3 protein-coding genes are annotated in these 4,335 nt (G+C 40.5%); all 3 read left to right on the forward strand.

Annotation, left to right across the window (positions count from 1 at the left end):
• The coding region (locus tag AC5JL8_RS37370; RefSeq protein WP_495884736.1) for a hypothetical protein at positions 1–304 on the forward strand (304 nt) is incomplete at its 5' end.
• Positions 305–1,215: 911 nt separating this feature from the next.
• Positions 1,216–2,916 carry a HEAT repeat domain-containing protein gene (locus AC5JL8_RS37375; RefSeq protein WP_495884737.1) on the forward strand — a complete coding sequence of 567 codons (1,701 nt, stop codon included), beginning with the start codon at positions 1,216–1,218 and terminating at the stop codon, positions 2,914–2,916.
• A 919-nt stretch (positions 2,917–3,835) separates the two neighbouring features.
• Positions 3,836–4,335 (forward strand): HEAT repeat domain-containing protein (locus AC5JL8_RS37380; RefSeq protein WP_495884738.1); only part of this gene is annotated, 500 nt, incomplete at its 3' end.

The raw sequence follows: 4,335 nt of genomic DNA on the forward strand, positions 1-4,335 counted from the left end.
CCTGCCTAATTCCGCTCCGTCCAACCCCCCCATTAATGAAGATGGAAGTAATAATTGGGGGGGTATGGACGGCGATGAGAACGAGAGTGATTCGTGGTGGCAGCAGGTTAAATATTATGCCCAATTAGTGATTCAGAGGCTGGAGTATGGGGTTGAATCAGTCAAAGAGTTTCTCAGTACCCTAACGAGCGACGAGCGTTGGGGCGTGATGCTGGAGTTTGATGAGGTTGAGCCTCTTAAATTTGGCCAGCTGGTGGCAGATGCTCCCGATTGGGTGGAGTGGATGGGAGGAATTGCGGAGTGAAAAGGCTGGTTAATGATTTGTGTGAAAAGATCAGCAATCATTGCCGAGATTTTTAGCACAATATCCTGTGGAATTTGGCACTCGCACTGTCAGCAATTTTTAGCAACGCAAAGGTACTCAAGAGCCAGAGGTGAGTTTTTGCTAACCAAAAAGTGGAGTTTTCAAATGTAATTGAGCCGCACTGTCAAATGATTGCCCAGACTGTTGCAGAATACGATAGTTGGGCTGTTCTGTTGTCTGAAGTTTACGCCTGCTATGATTTTTGCATTGCCTCCCATTCACTGTAAGGAATTATCCCTGCTTCTGGACATGGCTGCTGTGGCAACATCGGTGCGTTTCAAACAGACCTTCAATCGTAACTGCCATAACACAAACCTCCACGGGAGCAAAACTGCCAACTGCTGGACAACGGCTCAAATTAGTGGCAGCAACTAACGAGTGAACGAATGGGTAGTAGTCTCAACCAGCTGCTGCATTTGAATATTAACTGGGTGGATTAAAATGACCAAGTTGCTGTAGCCCGTTGAGACTTATGCTTCTAAAATTTGTCCATCTAGCATTCGCAAGATAATTCCTATCCTCAAGTTTTGTAAATATTTCAGCTTTCTACGAAAAATCTGAGTTGTGAATTGATGTCATAATACATACACATATAACTCTACCAGAAAGGAAAACTATGTAAATTTTGATGTTATTTTTACTTATTATAAAGCTTATTAAATATTGCAGTATCCATGATTTTTATCTAACATATATTACTGCTTTAAATCTGACAAATGCTACGAGAAATTTTGAAATAGACAGCTTTGAATTCAGTTTTAAGTTTTTTGATAAGTACAAGCTAACTCCTGAATATCTCTACACATCTTTATCTACCCAAACTTTCAGCAGCCCCACACCAAGGTGAACTTATGGATAGTAAGATATTTGGGATATTATTAGCAGCAGGTACACTTTTTTTACCTTGTTTGTGGTTGTCAGCAGAAATCATAAACCAAATACAGCTACAAAGCAGTAGTCATGCTCAAGTTTCTTCTCTTATACAAAAATTACAAGACCAAAGCATAGATGCAGATGTTCGCGCTAATGCTGCTGGTGTACTAGGGATCATGGGAGTGAAAGCTAAAGCCGCTATTCCCGCTTTGATAACTGCTTTAAAAGACGAATCAGTTGACGTTCGCACTATTGCTGCCATAACGCTGAGTAATATGGGAGCAGAAGCTAATGTTGCTATTCCCGCTTTGATAGCTATTTTGAAAGATAAAGATGAAGATGCTAACGTTCGCATTGCTGCTGCTGATATACTTGCCAGTATAGGAAATTCAGCTCTACCTGATTTAATATTTGCTTTAAACGACGAAGATGCTAGCGTTCGCTCTAGTGCGGCTTATGCTTTGGGACGTATGAAAACAGAAGTTAGAGTACCTGTTCCTGACTTAGTAGCTTTGTTAAAGGACAAGGATGCAAATGTCCGCTTTAATGCTAGAGCAGCGCTGGAGAACATAAAAGAAGAAGCCAAAGCTGCTATTCCTGACTTAATAGCTTTGTTGAAGGACAAGGACGTAGATGTCCGCGCCAATGCTGCGGTGATATTGGGCAAGCTGGAAGAAGCCAAAGTTGCTATTCCTGACTTAATAGTTCTGTTAAAAGACAGCGACGCGAATGTTCGTTCTAATGCGGTGGTAGCACTGGGAAATATGAAAGCAGACACGAAAGTCGCTATTCCTGACTTAATAGCTTTGTTGAAGGACAAGGACGTAGATGTCCGCGCCAATGCTGCGGTGATATTGGGCAAGCTGGAAGAAGCCAAAGTTGCTATTCCTGACTTAATAGTTCTGTTAAAAGACAGCGACGCGAATGTTCGTTCTAATGCGGTGGTAGCACTGGGAAATATGAAAGCAGACACGAAAGTCGCTATTCCTAATTTGATAACTTCGTTAAAGGACAAGGATGCAAATGTTCGCTATAGTGCTGCTGTTGCACTCAAGAACATTAGAGTAAAAGCATTAGCTGCTGTTCCTGCCTTGATTACTGCCTTGAAAGATAAGAATGCAACCGTTCGCTACGGAGCTGCTCAAGCTTTGTGGAGCATGGGGGCACAAGCTAAAGCTGCTGTTCCTGCCTTAATAGTTGCTTTAAAAGACAAAGATGAACGTGTCCGTTACCAAGCTGCTTTTGCCTTAGAAATGATGGGAAAAGAAGCATTAGCTGCTGTTCCTGCCTTGAGCAAGGCTTTAAAGGACAAAGATGTATATGTTCGACGCCAAGCTGCTTCTGCCCTGGAGATGATGGGGGTAGAAGCATTAGCTACTATTCCTACCTTAATAGCTGCGTTGAAAGACTCAGATTCAGTCGTTCGCTACTATGCTGCTCGTAGTTTGGGAAATAGAGGTGAAAGCTTGCTAAATCGAGCAGGTGCTATGTCTGTTGAGGAATTGGACAAAGCAATATCTTCTTTAGAACAAGCAATTAAAGCATTAAAAGATAGTAAAGATAACAGTTTGGAGTTGAGTATAGCATCTGTTAATCAATCTCTTAATGCCTTAAAAATTCAAAGACTGTTTTGTCTACTAAAGCAAAATACGGCGTTGCATAAATGCAGGATGAATTAGCGCTTGAAACCATTGAAAATTCCTTCCAAATTTGACGGAATCATCCCGTGATCCAGCAACACCCAAAATACTAGGCCCTGATTTCTCATAAATAGAGAAAAATCATCCAGACGTTTCATAACGAATTTAACCGAATGGCACGCTTCAAAAGCCGAAATGCTTCAGAACTTAACTATGACATACGTACATCATGTAGACAAGAGCAATGCGATGCAAGTGAAATGGCAGGGCACTTAAAGCTGGGCAAGCGCTTGGAAGGAAACACAAGAATAAGAAAATATTTTCAGGCGCATATTTTCCCTATACTATAAGGGTTTTAGGTATTTAATTTCATGAAGATTTAACGCTTGAACACCTTGCTTCCTCCACCTCTTTGTTTTTGCTTAAGTTGACACCAATGGCTAGATAATTCCTATTCTCAAGTTTTGTAAATATTTCAGCTTTCTACGAAAAATCTGAGTTGTGAATTGATGTCATAATACATACACATATAACTCTACCAGAGAGGAAAACTATGTAAATTTTGATTGCAATTTTTTAGATAATTTCATGTGGCTATTTGTTAAATAATAAATAGCTATTAACTTTATTTGTGATTAGCTAAATTTCGGGACTGCTATTAGCGCTAAAAGCTTACAGTATTTGATTTGGATTCTGATTGTACTTCTTAGAATGCTGACTGAATATTGCAGTGTCTATCATTTTTATCTAACATATATTACTGTTTTAAACCTGTTAAATGCTACCAAAAATTTTGGAATAGACAGCAATGATGTCGCTAAAAACAATTGTGGAATGGAAGACCTTACGTAATTAGGGGAAACACATCTAAGTTACTCTTGTTTGCTACCGAGGTCGCACATTGACGGCAGGGCATTTTATTTGGTTTAGATCTCCCTTACTATAGCGAGGTGAACTTATGGGTAATAATAAAGTCAAAAAATTATTGACAGTAGGTGTAGTTTCTTTGTCTTGCCTGTGGTTGAGTGTATTACCAATCGCTGAAGGTTGGACGCAAACCAACAGAATGGCAGAAATTTCTTCTCATATAGAAAAGTTACAACACACAGATGCAAAAGTCCGTGCCAGCGCTGCTTACGCTTTGGGTAGTATAGGGGTGGAAGCCAAAGTTGCTATTCCTGCCTTGATAGCAACTTTAAAAGACAACGATACAGATGTTCGTGCCAGTGCTGCTCGTGCCTTGGGTAGTATAGGGATAGAAACCTTTCCTGCTGTGCTAGCAGCTTTGAAAGATAATGATGCAAAAGTTCGTGTCGGTGCTGCTAATGCTTTGGGTAGTATAGGGGTGGAAACCAAAGCTGCTATTCCTGAGTTGATAACTGCTTTAAAGGACAACGATGCAGATGTTCGTGTCAGTGTTGCTTATGCTTTAGGTAGTATAGGGGTGGAAGCCAAAGC

Source organism: Mojavia sp. (genome assembly GCF_059505145.1).

What these genes read in the sequence shown, in the direction of transcription:
- AC5JL8_RS37375 (WP_495884737.1), top strand. Translation starts at nt 1,216, where the DNA reads ATGGATAGTAAGATATTTGGGATATTATTAGCAGCAGGTACACTTTTT.